Below are 14,599 nucleotides of genomic sequence, written 5' to 3'. Positions count from 1 at the left end.
ATATCAATTAAATTGATATATATTTGTAACAACAAAAATCACTATACGAGAACACTCTTTTTAAAATATACTCGTATAGTGATATCAAATGATCTTTGACATATCGGGAAACAAGCAAATTAAGTTAAACTAAATTTTAATCATCCTTAATTATGAGCAAAAGAAAGCAATGGCAGAATTACATGGACAGACTTGAAAAAGACAAATCTAAAATAGATAAGCTACTAGAAGATTTTCAGGAAAAATTCCCTGGAACTGATTTCACTATTTCTAAAAGAAATGGTAAATACATCTTAGTTGCTTCTGTCGATTTAGACCTATTTGAGGAGTCTACCAAACCTATTTAAGTCAATCTTTGCGAAAGTACTGTATGTAGATCTAATAACTCCTATTACAGTAAATTCAACTCGGCTAGGCATTGAGTTTATATAGAATTCTTCATCATCCCATAATTTCAAATATTCAGGTACTCCAATACCTGATGGGATAATAAAAAATCTATCGACCGGAATGCCTAACCGTTCCTTTTCTGATTCGCTTAAAGCTTCTAGTTTTTTTAATAACTCCTTAGCTTCTTCTATACTCATTTTTAATTTTGATATATTTTAAACTACTTTAATCGCTTTGTTTCAAAACGCCACGAGGGGCGTCAATACCTGTCAAAAATTAAAAACCTTTCAGAAAGCAAAACACAGGTTTCATAAAGTCTGATAAGCACTGCTCTATCAAACGTGTAACACAATGTTACTACCAAACGCTGTTCTGGCTTGTGTTATACATCCGCCTGTGTTAGCTTTCTTTTATCATCGTTTTTACACGATAATTCGTCTTGCAAAAGTACGGATTATATAGATATATATTGACGATGTGAATACATATATAAGTTAAATCTATCTTAAATATAAGTATTTATGAAGCAAATTGAAATAAACCATACGATGTCAAGTAGAGAAATTGCTGCGATGACTGGAAAATCTCATGCAGATATATTAAAAGCAATCCGAAAGATGGAATCTGCATGGGAAAAAGTTAACGGAGGTAAATTTTCCCTCGTTGATTATATAGACACTAAAGGAGAAAAAAGACCTGAATACCAACTATTAAAAAAAGAATGTCTTTATATCGCAACGAAATTTAATGACGAAGCGAGAGCAAAACTCATTATACGTTGGGAGGAATTAGAAAAGCAATCAGCTAAACCAAGTTTAGAATCAATCACTAAAAAAGATTTAGCAATTATGCTTTTGGAAAGCGAACAAGAAAAAGAAGCATTGCTTTTAGAGAACCAGAGAATGAAACCACGCGATGAATACATTGATAAGGTTTTTTCTTCTGATGGACTGTTAACAATGTCAGAAGCTTCAAAATCACTGGGTCTTGATATTGGACGAAACATCCTCTACAACATTTTAAGGGATAAAGGAATCCTATTTAAAGGATCCAAAGAACCAAAGCAAGAATTTGTTAATCGTGGTTACTTCGCATTGAAGCAGACGATGATACAAATTAAAAAAGGAGACTCTACTATCACTAAAGTAGAACCTCAAACAATGGTTACTCAAAAAGGACTTGGGTACATCGCTAAAATATTAGGAATCGTTAACACCGCTGCGCAATGAGTATAGCATATGAGATTAATGATCGTTTTGCTGAATCTGTCGATCATTTAATTAAAACAAAAAAAGTTCAGTCTAGGCAAGAACTATCCAGAGAACTTGGTATAGAACCAAATACATTGGCTGACTTTATATCAAGAAGGACCAATGTAGGAATTGATGTTGTTCTAAAATTATGCGATTCATTCGGTATTTCCATAGAATATCAACTACAAGGTAAAGGCAAAATGTTTCTAGACAAACGCTAGAAATAATCAAACAATTTTTAAATCAAAACAATGGCAAAAAATATAATCGACACACACAAAGAAAACATTGAGTTTCTAACACTAGACGAGGCGTGTGATTTTTTAGGTATAAAAGCAACAACTTTCTATCAGAATTACAGTCGAAAACTAACATCTTATAGAAATGCAGAAAGATCAGAGGATAAGAGGCGTTTTTACAGTAAACAAGAGCTTGTCGATATTATAGCTGAAAAAGAAGCTAAGCCTTCAAAATTAATAGCTGTATCCAAAAACGAACGTCGAAATGCTTAGTATTAACTTCTTATCCGATCTCATAACTGTACTGGGTGTTTTGGTAGCTACCCTTTGCTTTATTCTTTTAAGCCTACCTAAGCAAAAAAGAAAGTAGTTATGACTACACCTTATATCGAAGATGGACGTTGGAAATTATTTGATAAGACCTACTCCGAACAAACAGAAGCCGACAAAATTCTTTTTGACGGCTTTTTTAGTACCATTCGAAAACACATAGAGTTTATCACAAATGAACGAGAGACGACAGTATGTAGTGACAGTTTACTTCCGTTACGGAGATCACGTCAACCACGCAGATATAACTGTTTTAGCTTCTTCACCAGAAGAGGCGAAAGAAAAAGCAAGTTTACCACCTTGCTACAAAATTTACGAAAAACACATTTTTTAAACAACGGGAAATATGTCAGAAAATAAAACCCTACCACAAACATTTAGCCTTGAAACTTTTAACGTAAACACTTTAGAAGAAGTAAAGAACAAGAGAGAACAACAACTTAAAATAGTTGAAGAAAATCCTTATACAGAGATTTCCGATACAGAAAGCTATACACTTGCCAAGAAGCACCGAACAGCATTAGTAACCGCTAGGACTTCGTTAGATTCAGAAAAGAAAGTTGTAATAGGTAAAGTAAAAGAAAAGATTATTGGACCTATTTCAGACTTATATGATGAGTTTATCGAAATTACTAAACCTCATGAAGAGAAGCAACAAACGGAGGTAAAGAGATGGGAGAAGATCAAGGAAGACGAGCGCAATGCTAAACTTCAAAAAGAAGAGAATCGTAAACAAGCGCACCGAGACAACATCAAATCGATTGTCGCTACTGTTTCAGAGGAAATCAAAAATTTAGATTACGCTAACTCGCTAGAATATGAGGTAAAACCCTTGTTAAATGGAGTAGAGGTTTCTCCTGATGACTTTGAAGAGTTTAAAGGAGATTTACTAGGCGAATTGGAAAGTTTAAAATTCGTTCTATCAAGTAAAAAGGCTACTCTAAAGGAGCAAGAAGATTTGCGAGTTGAACGCGAAAAATTAGAAAACGAGCGAAAAGAAACGGAACGCATCAATAACCACAAGCAAGCGATTCAAGACTTTTACAATCGTTGGATCAATAAGATTTACTCTATTCCTTTTGAAAAATTTAAAATATTAAAAAAGGAATTTGAAGAAGAGAAAGGAATTAACGTTCAAGAGTTTCAATCAGAATACGCAGCTAAACGCGCTGAGCTAGTAAAAGAGTTTGAACAACGAGAAACTTTGCTAAATAAGCAAGAAGAAGAACGTTTAAGACTTGAAAAACAACGTCAAGAACAGGAAGAAGAATCAAAAAGAATTGCTGAGGAAAACGCTAAAAAGCAAGCGGAAATTGAAGCGAACCAAAAAGCTGAACAAGAACGTATCCAAGCAGAAAACAAACGTTTAGAAGAAGAGAAACAAGCATTACAGAAAGAAAAAGACGAGCTTCTGAAAACTAAACGTATTCAAGCTTTGAAAAACTTAGGATTCGATGAAGATTTAGTTCTAAACCTAGAACATTGCAAAATTGTCTTTCCTATTGAAGATATTTTATGTGATGAAGAAGAGTTTCAAGATTTACTAAACAATACTAAGTATAGAATAGAAAATCCACCTATTCCAGAAGCAGAAATTAAAGAAGTAGAGTACGAAGAACCGCCAACTTGGGCTACAACAGCATTTCCTGAGGATTTTATTGACCAAGAACCATCTTTAATGGATATCGAATCCGTTGACAATGATCATATCGTTTTAGTTGAGTTAACCTCAGAACAAAGAACTCAACAAACTCTTTTAAACGATTTCTGTGATTACTGTTTATCCAAACATGGACACATTGACCAGGATTTTATTGTTGAATTTTTAACTAGAACATAATGGCACTAAAAGTTGAAGTTGATTTAAGCGACGACCAACTAAAAAAAATCGCGCATTACATAGTTGCTTTCGGATTATTACCTAGTGGCGAGAATAAGGAAAAACCCTTAAACGAACAATATATGACTGTTAAGCAAGTCGCCAAATTTACTGGAGTTACTGAACCAACGATTTTGAATCACATTAAATCTGGGTTACTGAAAGCTGAACGACCAGGTAAATCTTGGAGAATTTCTAGGCAGTCATTAAAAGACTACATGACAAATGGAGAATAACGAATATTTTTTTTTAGACTTCTCAGAAGAAGTTGAGAATCACTTATTATTTAATGATTATGAAAAGCGTAAAGATGCAATTAACGAAGGAGAATTAGAGCTTTTTATAATTGTAAATAAGTCATCAAAACAGTTTTGGATTAACGGTAAACCACAGTTAAATCATGCTAAGAAAATGACACCTATTAAATTCATAACCTTTAAAGACCTACAAAAATGGCAAACGAAATAAGTACACTCCCACAATACCAATTAGCGGCAGCAGAAACAATAAACACACAAGTATTAGCTGTTTTATCCGACAAGAGTCAGAACTTCACAAATGCTTTTGCAATGGCTAATGCAATTTCAGTTATTCGAAATACATTAACCCCAGAGGTAATGCAACCGATTATGAGTTTAGCAGGATCTAAGCTTGGATTTAGAACAGATAGAGACAAACCAAGTAAAGGGCAAATGCCTCAACCATATCCATTGGAAACTGTAAAGGATTGTTTAATTGACGCTGTATTGTTAGGGTTAAATCCTACTGGAAATCAATTCAACATTATTGCGAGTAATATGTATGTAACAAAAGAGGGTTTTACTTATTTACTTAAAAAAATAAAAGGACTTCGTTACAGTATTATTTACCCAACAACAACGTTTGCTCAAAATAAAGAAACCGCCTTAGTTACTTGTGAAGTTACTTACCAAATCGGAGAAGACAAACCAATCAAACAACTACTTGAATTTACAGTAAAAGCAGGTTCTTATGCAACAACAGATTCTTGTAATGGTAAAGCTGAACGTAAAGCAAAATGTTGGCTTTACAATCACATTGAAGGTACAGATATTACTGATGGCGATGCAGAGGATATTCCTTACACAGAGGTTGGTTCAACTCGATTATCAAAAGAAGAACAGATAAAAGAAAAAGAATTAAACCGATTGAAAGAGTACTTAGATAAAGCAGATAAATTTAGTTCTCTTTTGCAGCTAAAAAAAGCCGTTGCTGATTCAGATAATATCGAACTTCAAGAGCTTTACAATTCCAAAGAAAGCGAACTTATTCCAAAAGCAATCGAAGGTATTGAAAACTTAAAAGACCTAGAAAAACTTTCTCCTCACATTGAGCAAATGGAACACATCGTTTTGCTTGATGACAAAAAGAGAGCATTAAGTGGCCAATCCTAAAATTTGTAAATGTGGCAAGGAGTTTATACAGTACAATTCTCTTGAACCATACTGCTCTTACTCTTGCAAAATGAAATACGCTAAACCTAAGCGAATCAATCAGGTTTCCAAAAAAAGACAAGAGGATAACGAAATCTACAAAGTTATCCGACTAGAGTTCCTCTCTAAAGAATACAATCAAAAATGTTTTATCGAAGGCTGTAATAAGCAAGCTACTACTGTGGAACATCTCCGCGGTCGCGTTGGCTATGCAGATGATTGGGCAAGAGAAAACGGGATAACGCTCTTTTTAGATGTCAGATTTTGGAAACCTTGTTGTTTAGAACACAATCTCGAATTAGAGAGAAATCCAGAACTATCAAAACAATATCAACTAAGCCGAATACACGGTGGTAAAAAAGAATAACCATGCAAACAGAAAACTTAATATTCACCAATTGGGAAGCTAGATGTTCTTCATTTGGTAAGTTAATGACAAACCTTCCAAGCAAGGAAGCAGCGGAAAAAAGAGAAGCTAGAATCAAGGAATTAGTCAATGAGCGAGATTACGGAGTAAATGCCAACGGTAACAAAGTTAAGTGGACTCAAAATAAAGCTGATGAACTCATTAAACTAACAGATGATCGCGAAAAAGGCGATGAACTTCCAACAGGTGCAATCACTTATTTAGAAGAAGTGTTTCGCCATGAATTTTGGAAACGCAGAAGATTCCTTGAAAACAAATATCTAAGCAAGGGAACTATTTGTGAAGAGGATTCACTTGATTTAAACTCTCAACGCGATGAGTTTTTCTACCGAAAGAATGATGAACACCTAAGCAATGGTTTTATCCAAGGAACCCCCGATAATCTTCAAAAGAAAATCAAGGATACCAAAAGCAATTGGGACATGGAGTCTTTTGAAAACGCAGAACTAACAACACTGTACGAATGGCAATTAAAAGGCTATATGTGGATTGCTCATAGTTACGATTTTCCTGAGTTAGAAACCAAAACAGAAGCGGAGCTTGTTTACTGTTTAGTAAATGCACCACTCCACTTAATTGAGGATGAAAAGAGAAGAATGTGGTTTCAGATGGGACAACCTGACGACACAGATGAAGAATTCCGTTACAAAGTTGCTCAACTAGAGCGAAACATGATTTTCGACGTAGCAAAATTCAAAAAAGAATATCCTGGTTACGACTTCTACAATCCTATTCAAGACTTTTCAATTCCTCCACATATGCGTCTTAAATCATTCAATGTAGTTCTTACAGAAGATGATATAAAACACATGACTCGAAGAGTTACAATGGCGCGTAAATGGCTTGTAAACAAAGAACGTGAAACCCTAAAACAAATCGCAGATGGCTGGCAAAGAAATAACTAAAGCACTTTCAGTAAAGCAACCTTGGGCAGAGTTAATCTGCCTAGGGGTTAAGGATATCGAGAACAGAACTTGGCGAACTAGATTCAGAGGACGTGTTTACATACACGCGCCAATGTATGGTGATAAAAATGCTTCATTAACTAATGAGCAATACACAATCATAAAATCAATACAGAAGCCAATATTAACTCTTAGTGCAATTATCGGCGAAGTTACTATTGCAGATTGTGTTCAAAACCACAAATCAATTTGGGCAGATAAAGGAGAAGGTATTTGGCACTGGGTTTTAAAAGACGCTGTTTTCTATGAAAAACCAATTCTAAACGTAAAAGGCAAACTAGGTCTTTGGGATGTAGATATTGAAAAATTATAGGATGATGGAAGATGAAAAAGAGAAAGGAGTATTAATTAATTTTTGTAATGTTATTTAAAACTACCATTGATTGTAATCATTGTGACTGAATCTACACCTAATTAATTTAATACACAATCGACTACTTAATAAATTTTCTACTCCTTTCCTTTAAAATAGTAGAAAGAGGTCTAGGTTGTATATGTTTAAAAATCTGCAATGAAGTCCCCACTTTTATAAAAACATTTTGTTTTTATTGATGCAGAAAAGTCCCTATACCCTCTTTCATGTTTTATATGAAAGCAAAGCACAGCCCTAGTAGCAATAAAATAAAATTTAGATTGAAAATTGTATTATGAAAAACAGACTGTGCTTGCTTTCTTTTGTTGAAACCTGTTTTTATGATAATAAAGTTACTGATTTTATTGAGATAAATAATTTAATTATAGTTAAAATAATACTTAAAAGTACTTATTGTTAAGTATAGTGTAAATATAATAAGTAAAACTTCCCGATTGTAGGAATCGGCAAAATAATATGAGTAAAGAAACGATTAAAAAAGAAATAGAAACTCTTAAAAAAGAAGCTAGTATTTATGGTTGGAATGATCATAAATCAAAAGAGTATGAGAAACTAAAAAACGAATGGTATAAGTGTGTTCATTATAACGAAAATGGGCAAACAATCTCACCACCAAATATTTAACCATGGACATACAAGGACGTATAAAACTAATAGGAAGCACTCAAGATATTAGCTCTTCTTTTAAAAAAAGAGAGTTTGTCGTTACAACGGATGAACAATATCCGCAAGACATCCTAATCGAAGTAACTCAAGACAGAGTGAATTTACTAGACGGATTCCAAGTCGGAACTTACGTAAAGGTAGACTTAAATCTCAAAGGCAGAGAGTGGACTTCACCACAAGGCGAAGTAAGATATTTCAACACAATTCAAGCTTGGAAAATTACTGCAGCTGTAAACCAACCGCAAATGCAAGATGGCACTTACCACGGCCAAGGTTCGGCAGCAGATGCTCATCAGCAATGGAAACAGAATCAACAAAGTCAACCTGCTCCAGGTAATCAATTTCCTCCTACACCACAGTACAACGAAGATGATGAAGACAATCTACCATTCTAAAGAGTGTATAAAATGTAAAGTGACTAAACCTATAAGTCATTTTTACAAACATAAGCAAATGTTTGATGGGCACTTGAACAAATGCAAAGAATGTTGTAAATCAGAAGCAATAAAACATAGTAGAATTAAATCACAAGATCCTACTTGGGTTGAAAAGCAGAGAGAAAGAGGAAGGGAGAAATATGAGAGATTAAACTATAAGGAAAAGCAAATGGAGGCAAATAAAAAAAGAAATTACAAGAATGCTAAGTACAAAAATCTTTCTAGGAAACTCAACACTCCTAAAGAATGTGAAATTCACCACTGGAGTTATCTAGATGAGCATTTTGAAGATGTGTTTTTTCTAGACAAACAAACTCATAGGAGAATTCATAACTATCTAGTATATGATAGTAGTAAAAAATGTTTTAAATCTAAGTGTGGTAAACTATTAGATACTAAACAAAAACATACTGATTTTTTAATAACAAAGGGATATGATTTAACAAAAAATCACATCTCTTTTTTTATTCCTAGTCAAAAATAATTTTTAACCCTATTAAAAATGACTAAGCAAACCAAAAAGAAGCGGGTTCTTGAAAAAGAGCCCCTTTCTATCTGGGAAGAACAAGCTGAGTTGAAAGACATAGCAAAGACACTTTCTCAGAAGAATGAAGAACGCGAACAGAAAAAGTTCGATAAAGGTTACACTTGGGTACAAGTGGATGGAAGGACACGTAAACTAGTTAAAAAGTGATGGGAAATTTTATAAACAAAACACAAGGAAATTTCACAATAGTTCAGAATGAAATTCTAAATAGTGAAAAACTGACTTTTGAGTCAAAGGGGCTTTATGTTTACTTGCTTTCTAAACCGAATGACTGGGAGTTTTCAGCAAAAAAAATATCTAATCAGACCAAAGAAAGCGAAGGGACAATCAAGAGAATTTTAAAGAATTTGGAAAATGAAAACCTGCTTTTAAGGCACAAAATCAAGAATGATAAAGGCGTTTTTAACGGTATCATTTATGAGATTTTATCACCCGTGGTACAAAAAACCGCCGACGGTTTATCCGCCGATGGATTATCCGCTAGCGGGTTTACCGACGTCGGTGTATCCGCTAGCGGGGAATTAGCTAATATTAGTAATACTATACTAAGTAATACTAATAAAGATATATCTGAAGATATATCTAATAATATTAGCGAATCAGATTTTGAAAAAGGCAATGAAGATATCAAGTCTAAGGTTTTTAGAATTTGGAAAATCTACAATGGCAAGAAAATGTCATTCAAAATTGATCTCGAAAAATTTTTAGAAAAAACTGAGGGCGTTGAAATTGATTTCGAAAAATTATATAAACATGCAATTCCACACAACAAAGTTTATTTCCAAACTTGGCTAAATAAATTCTTCCCAAAAAGTCAAAAAATAAATGAGACTGAAGTTTTTAGACAACATTTTCTAAGTATTGGAGTAGATGAAAAAATACTTGATGATTATATCAACCATCGAAAAAAGAAAAAGGCTTCGTTTAGTGAAACTGCTTTAAAAAGTTTAGTCAGTGAAATAAACAAAACCGATTTACATGCAAATGAAATTTTTATTGAATGTATTAACAGAGGGTGGCAAGGTTTTAAATCTGAGTGGGTGAGTAATAACAAAAATCAGAATCAGAATGGACAACAGCAAGAAAGGTTTGTCGGTCGCCAATCAATCGACACAATCCAACACAACGCCAATGTTGGTTACGAAGCAGCTGAACGAGTTAGAAAGCAGATGCTTGGCGACGCCAATTAGTTTTGTAAAAAAAACTTACCTAAGCAAAACGATTCGGGAACGATTGGACGATGAAACACTGTCTATGTTGCTTACTCAGGTTTTGACCAAATCAATTGCGTTAAGTGGGATGAAAGAAAAAACTGATCAGCTGACCATGAGTGAAATCATGAGAATGTTCATGATGGCTTATGCTCACCTGACACCAGAAGAAATTTACAAAGCTTTTGAACTAGAGCGAATGCGGATGTATGAAAGTAAAACTGAACACTATCAACTTTTCGATACAGGATACGCTGCTGAAATTCTTCAAAAATACGAAGCTTGGAAACTCGAACTAAAGCAAAAACACAACATTACTCGCGAAAGTGTAATTCCTGTTCAAAATCAACTTCCTGCCGTTTCTGAAAGCCAAAAAACGGACATCATGAATCAAGCAATCGAAAGACTGTTTGAAGAATACAAATCAAATCAGTCTTTTTTACCGCCTTTTAGCCACGTATTTCAAGAATTAGTAGAAAGAGGAGTTATCCCTTATCCGAATGAAAAATCGTCGCCTAAACTCAAAGAATGGTATTCTGAAAAAAGACGATTAGCTCAGGAATTGGTAGAAAAAGAAATCAAGGATGAAATTTCCAATCCCGAACGTACACAAAATAGAGCTTTCTTACAGCAAATCCTTTCCCAAGTACAACAAAGCGAACACGAGAAAATCGAGTTAAAACTTCAGCAAATTGTCTTAGAGGGAGTATTCCAAAAGCGAATCAACGAGAACAAATCAATCGAGGATTGGCTTAAATAAAAATCAACAAAAACTTATTGTTTAACACTATCCGAAGCAACTCGGACAGATAATCTATTGTTTAAAATGAAAGGAATTGGAGGGCATCAAGCACCAGAAGGAAAAAATGACGAGTGGTTAACACCACCTGAAATATTGGAAAAACTAGGCGAATTTGATTTAGACCCTTGTTCCCCAATAAAAAGACCATGGCACACAGCAAAAAAACATCTTACAATTCAAGATGATGGTTTGCAACAAAATTGGGAAGGTAGAGTCTGGTTAAATCCGCCATATAACAGATATCACATTCATAAATGGTTGAAGAAAATGGCAGATCACAAGAACGGAATTTGCTTAATGTTTGCTAGAACAGAAACAACTTACTTTCAAGATCTAGTATTTAATTATGCTCATTCGATATTTTTCTTAAAAGGCAGATTAACATTTTATGATGTGAAAGGCAAAAAAGCAAAAGCAAATGGTGGAGCACCATCTGTATTGATTTCTTATACAGAGAACGATACCAATACAATCATCAATAGCGGTTTACAAGGTAAATTAATCTTTTTATAAATGAACATTATTCCTATCAATAACTGTTGTTATGATTTCTTAAAAACGAAGCCTGATAAGTATTTTGATTTAGGAGATGCAGACCCACCATATTTCAAAGGTCCTGAAAAAAGAGGGTACTATGGAAACAAAGTAAATAAACTAAACATAAAAAGAAGAGATTATCCTATTACAAACAATTGGGAAGTTCCTGACTTAAAATGGTTTATTGAACTTAAAAGAACTTGTAAACATTGGATTGTTTGGGGAGCTAATTATTTTGATTTTATAGGAGTTCCTTTTAAGACACCAAGAGGACAAAAAGAGCTCCAAGATTTTATTGATAAAAATCCTAAGAATTGGATTATATGGGATAAATGCAATGGAAAATCGAGTTTTAATGACTACGAATTAGCATACACAAACTTTGATATTCCAACTACTGTTTTCAGATTTATGTGGAATGGAATGTTGCAAGGAAAATCTATGAATGAAGGGCATATAATGCAAGGTGACAAAACCTTAAATCAAAAAAGAATACACCCAACAGAAAAGCCAATCATTCTTTACGATTGGATTTACAAAAACTTCACAAAACCGAACTTTAAAGTAATTAACACACATGCTGGATCATTCAGCTGTGCATTAAGTGCTATGAAATTCAATTTCAAAGAATACAACTGTTTAGAAATTGAAAAAGTCTACTTCGATTTAGGAGTTGAAAGAATAAATAACGAATCCTCACAAACAAAACTTTTTTAAAATGAACACACAAAACGAGCCTAAATACTTCATCATCACAAAAGGTGAAGGCAGTAAAAAAACATACTACAACGGGAAATATAATTACTTCTGTGATTTAGCAAATGCTACATATGCTAACACAAACAAAGAGGCACAAGCAATTATTGTTGCTAGACAACTAGGCGAGGCAAAAGTAGAACCAATTACAGAAAGTGAGTTGATTTATTCTAAGGCAAATGCCATGACTAAAATCACGATTATGTCTGCCTCGCTTAGTGTTTTATTTGAACACACACTTCCAAACCTCCCTCTCAAAAGTCAAGTGATGAAAGGAGCCTACAAACACCTAAAGCATGCATCAGAAGCAGTAAAGGGATTGATACCTGATTACAAACATTTCGTAAAGAAAAAAGAAGAAGATGTTGACGATGTTCAAGGGTGTTTCGATGAATTTATACACGAAATCGCGTCAGTAAACTTTGTTGATTTAATCAATCTAACGGGCTTAATCCAAGCCTACAAAGAAGATGAAAAATCAATGATTGGTATTGCAAGAAAGGTTTTGAAAGAAGCGGAACGCAAGGAGAAAGAAAAGGTTGCTCAGAAGAACCAATTATCAATTTTAGACCAGATTTAGTTATGAATAGAATTAAAATTTATTGGATAGACCTCTTTTGTGGAGGGGGAGGTACCACAACAGGTATTCACCTAGTTGGAGAAAATACAGAAGTACTTGCGTGTGTAAACCATGATAAAAATGCTATTGAATCACACAAAGCAAATCATCCAAGCGCAATACACTTTACAGAGGATATACGCGATTTTAAAGTTGTACAGAAAATTAAAAACATTGTAGATAATATCCGTAAAAAAGAACCGTATGTAGTTATTAATCTTTGGGCGTCTCTGGAATGTACAAACCACTCAAGAGCAAAAGGGGGACAATCACGGGATGGGGATTCTAGAAGTTTAGCTAATCATATGAACATATATTTGGATGCTTTAGATATAGATTATTTTTATATTGAAAATGTAACTGAATTTTTAGACTGGGGACCAATTCGTTTAAAATCTGATTTACATGAATCTGGATTATATTCTGTACTATCATTAAACAAACAGGGAAAGTATATAAACATACCAGATAAAACCAAGAAAGGGACTTTTTACCATCCTTGGGTAGATTCCATAAAAAACAAAGGATATGATTATGAATATAAAATATGTAATTCAGCTGATTATGGTTCATATCAGACTCGTGAAAGGCTATTCATACAATTTAGCAAAAAAGGATTTCCAATATGTTGGCCAGATAGAACTAATGCTAAAAATCCTGAAGACAATCTATTCGACAAGGAATTACAAAAATGGAATTCTGTAAAGGAAATTTTAGAGCTGGGAGATTATGGCAAATCTATTTTTAACAGAAAAAAGCCATTAGTTGATAAAACTCTTGAAGTTATTTATAAAGGAATTATAAAAGCATTAAAGGAAGAAGAGGATGTTTTTCTTTATAAGTATTATGGGAATGGTATAAATTACAATTCTGTAAATAGCCCAGCGGGAACTGTTACAACAAAAGATCGTTTTGCAAAAATACAACTCATTTTTAACCAATATAAAACAGGATTTTGTTCATCTATTAATGAACCTTCTAGGACAGTTACAACAACGCCTAAGCAAAATTTATTAACTTTTATATTCAATCCTGCATATGGAGGTCATTCAACTTCTATAAATCGACCATGCCCAACGGTTATTGCCAGACAAGATAAATCACCTTTGTACTTAATTAATGCATTAATGACTGAACATGGCATAAGTGATATTTATATGCGTATGCTTAAAATACCTGAGTTAAAACAAATTCAAGGCTTCCCGAAAGATTACATTTTAAAAGGAACACAGGCAGAGCAAAAAAAATACATTGGGAATGCTGTTGACGTGAATATATCTAAAGCTCTTGCTACCGCAAATACTCTAGGAATTTTAAAACATTTTGAATCTAAAAAAATAGCGTAGTTATGACAATCCAAGAGAAACTATTTAGAAATGCACTCAAAGGCAGTAAAAAGTATTTTATAAAATACAGCGATGAGGTATTAAAGGTTGTAGGGCACCATAATGTAAGAATTTACGCAGAATGGAGGCTAGACATGATAAATGAAAATGAAGTTAAAGAACGTTGTAACTATGACCATTTAGAAGATTGTAACACTGATGACTTACTTTACGAACTTGAAATAAATGGTATAAAAATACGAGGGGATAGCATAGTAACAAGTGATTTGGCAATTCGATTTGCTAAAATAGTTGAATTGGATGATCCTACTAAACTAACGGCTATTATTGAACAACTAGAAAGAGAAAATAACTTACTATAACTATGCAAA

At 33.6% G+C, this 14,599-nt stretch carries 24 protein-coding genes; 23 read left to right on the top strand and 1 reads right to left on the bottom strand.

The window, feature by feature from the left end; translation table 11 throughout:
- Positions 1-152 precede the first annotated feature (152 nt).
- Positions 153-347, top strand: a complete 195-nt coding sequence (locus tag AWV75_RS07990; protein ID WP_060873882.1) for a hypothetical protein — start codon at positions 153-155, stop codon at positions 345-347.
- On the opposite strand, the gene AWV75_RS07985 is transcribed toward AWV75_RS07990, so the two are convergent.
- On the bottom strand, positions 318-587 hold the full coding sequence (locus AWV75_RS07985) for a hypothetical protein (RefSeq protein ID WP_060873881.1): 270 nt from the start codon (positions 585-587) through the stop codon (positions 318-320). The genes AWV75_RS07990 and AWV75_RS07985 overlap by 30 nt on opposite strands.
- A 324-nt stretch (positions 588-911) precedes the next feature.
- On the opposite strand from AWV75_RS07985, the gene AWV75_RS07980 reads away from it, so the two are divergent.
- From AWV75_RS07980 to AWV75_RS07885, 22 genes are all read left to right on the top strand, one after another.
- On the top strand, positions 912-1,619 hold the full coding sequence (locus AWV75_RS07980; protein ID WP_082711053.1) for a phage antirepressor KilAC domain-containing protein: 708 nt from the start codon (positions 912-914) through the stop codon (positions 1,617-1,619).
- Positions 1,616-1,864 (top strand): helix-turn-helix domain-containing protein, encoded by a 249-nt coding sequence (locus tag AWV75_RS07975; RefSeq protein ID WP_060873879.1) that lies wholly within the window; start codon positions 1,616-1,618, stop codon positions 1,862-1,864. Before AWV75_RS07980 ends, AWV75_RS07975 begins: the two co-directional genes overlap by 4 nt.
- A 30-nt stretch (positions 1,865-1,894) precedes the next feature.
- The gene (locus AWV75_RS07970; protein ID WP_060873878.1) at positions 1,895-2,155 is read left to right on the top strand and encodes a hypothetical protein; all 261 of its coding nucleotides are present in this window, start codon (positions 1,895-1,897) and stop codon (positions 2,153-2,155) included.
- Positions 2,156-2,387: 232 nt separating this feature from the next.
- Positions 2,388-2,546 (top strand): hypothetical protein, encoded by a 159-nt coding sequence (locus tag AWV75_RS18700; protein ID WP_156424182.1) that lies wholly within the window; start codon positions 2,388-2,390, stop codon positions 2,544-2,546.
- 12 nt (positions 2,547-2,558) lie between these two features.
- A complete protein-coding gene (locus AWV75_RS07965; RefSeq protein ID WP_060873877.1) occupies positions 2,559-4,052 on the top strand; it encodes a hypothetical protein in 1,494 nt (497 codons plus the stop codon).
- Positions 4,052-4,327, top strand: coding sequence for a helix-turn-helix domain-containing protein (locus AWV75_RS07960; protein ID WP_060873876.1), 276 nt, complete (start codon positions 4,052-4,054; stop codon positions 4,325-4,327). The genes AWV75_RS07965 and AWV75_RS07960 overlap by 1 nt, the downstream gene beginning before the upstream one ends.
- Positions 4,317-4,559 (top strand): hypothetical protein, encoded by a 243-nt coding sequence (locus AWV75_RS07955; protein ID WP_060873875.1) that lies wholly within the window; start codon positions 4,317-4,319, stop codon positions 4,557-4,559. The genes AWV75_RS07960 and AWV75_RS07955 overlap by 11 nt, the downstream gene beginning before the upstream one ends.
- Positions 4,544-5,503, top strand: coding sequence for a hypothetical protein (locus tag AWV75_RS07950; RefSeq protein WP_060873874.1), 960 nt, complete (start codon positions 4,544-4,546; stop codon positions 5,501-5,503). The genes AWV75_RS07955 and AWV75_RS07950 overlap by 16 nt, the downstream gene beginning before the upstream one ends.
- A gap of 70 nt (positions 5,504-5,573) precedes the next feature.
- On the top strand, positions 5,574-5,909 hold the full coding sequence (locus AWV75_RS07945; protein WP_060873873.1) for a hypothetical protein: 336 nt from the start codon (positions 5,574-5,576) through the stop codon (positions 5,907-5,909).
- A gap of 2 nt (positions 5,910-5,911) precedes the next feature.
- Positions 5,912-6,874, top strand: a complete 963-nt coding sequence (locus tag AWV75_RS07940) for a hypothetical protein (RefSeq protein ID WP_060873872.1) — start codon at positions 5,912-5,914, stop codon at positions 6,872-6,874.
- Entirely contained in the window at positions 6,852-7,247 is a 396-nt protein-coding gene (locus tag AWV75_RS07935) for an ASCH domain-containing protein (protein ID WP_060873871.1), read from the top strand. The genes AWV75_RS07940 and AWV75_RS07935 overlap by 23 nt, the downstream gene beginning before the upstream one ends.
- Before the next feature lie 516 nt (positions 7,248-7,763).
- On the top strand, positions 7,764-7,931 hold the full coding sequence (locus AWV75_RS18695; protein WP_156424181.1) for a hypothetical protein: 168 nt from the start codon (positions 7,764-7,766) through the stop codon (positions 7,929-7,931).
- Positions 7,932-7,933: 2 nt separating this feature from the next.
- A complete protein-coding gene (locus AWV75_RS07930) occupies positions 7,934-8,368 on the top strand; it encodes a DUF3127 domain-containing protein (protein WP_060873870.1) in 435 nt (144 codons plus the stop codon).
- On the top strand, positions 8,343-8,894 hold the full coding sequence (locus tag AWV75_RS07925; protein WP_197429567.1) for a hypothetical protein: 552 nt from the start codon (positions 8,343-8,345) through the stop codon (positions 8,892-8,894). Before AWV75_RS07930 ends, AWV75_RS07925 begins: the two co-directional genes overlap by 26 nt.
- Positions 8,895-8,912: 18 nt before the next feature.
- Complete coding sequence (locus AWV75_RS07920; protein ID WP_060873868.1) at positions 8,913-9,104, top strand: hypothetical protein; 192 nt, start codon at positions 8,913-8,915, stop codon at positions 9,102-9,104.
- On the top strand, positions 9,104-10,147 hold the full coding sequence (locus tag AWV75_RS07915; RefSeq protein ID WP_060873867.1) for a hypothetical protein: 1,044 nt from the start codon (positions 9,104-9,106) through the stop codon (positions 10,145-10,147). The genes AWV75_RS07920 and AWV75_RS07915 overlap by 1 nt, the downstream gene beginning before the upstream one ends.
- Positions 10,089-10,928, top strand: a complete 840-nt coding sequence (locus AWV75_RS07910) for a hypothetical protein (RefSeq protein ID WP_060873866.1) — start codon at positions 10,089-10,091, stop codon at positions 10,926-10,928. Before AWV75_RS07915 ends, AWV75_RS07910 begins: the two co-directional genes overlap by 59 nt.
- A 66-nt stretch (positions 10,929-10,994) precedes the next feature.
- Positions 10,995-11,483, top strand: coding sequence for a DNA N-6-adenine-methyltransferase (locus AWV75_RS07905; protein ID WP_060873865.1), 489 nt, complete (start codon positions 10,995-10,997; stop codon positions 11,481-11,483).
- Entirely contained in the window at positions 11,484-12,224 is a 741-nt protein-coding gene (locus AWV75_RS07900) for a site-specific DNA-methyltransferase (protein WP_060873864.1), read from the top strand.
- 1 nt (position 12,225) lies between these two features.
- Positions 12,226-12,843, top strand: coding sequence for a hypothetical protein (locus tag AWV75_RS07895; protein ID WP_060873863.1), 618 nt, complete (start codon positions 12,226-12,228; stop codon positions 12,841-12,843).
- 2 nt (positions 12,844-12,845) lie between these two features.
- Entirely contained in the window at positions 12,846-14,228 is a 1,383-nt protein-coding gene (locus AWV75_RS07890; RefSeq protein ID WP_060873862.1) for a DNA cytosine methyltransferase, read from the top strand.
- Positions 14,229-14,230: 2 nt separating this feature from the next.
- Positions 14,231-14,590, top strand: coding sequence for a hypothetical protein (locus AWV75_RS07885; protein WP_060873861.1), 360 nt, complete (start codon positions 14,231-14,233; stop codon positions 14,588-14,590).
- Positions 14,591-14,599: the final 9 nt, after the last annotated feature.

Origin of the sequence: Myroides odoratus, assembly GCF_001549985.1 — a bacterium.
GTDB classification, from domain to species: domain Bacteria; phylum Bacteroidota; class Bacteroidia; order Flavobacteriales; family Flavobacteriaceae; genus Flavobacterium; species Flavobacterium odoratum_A.
The sequence above is the reverse complement of the archived record's forward strand: the minus strand, read 5'-3'. Positions and strand labels throughout refer to the sequence as shown.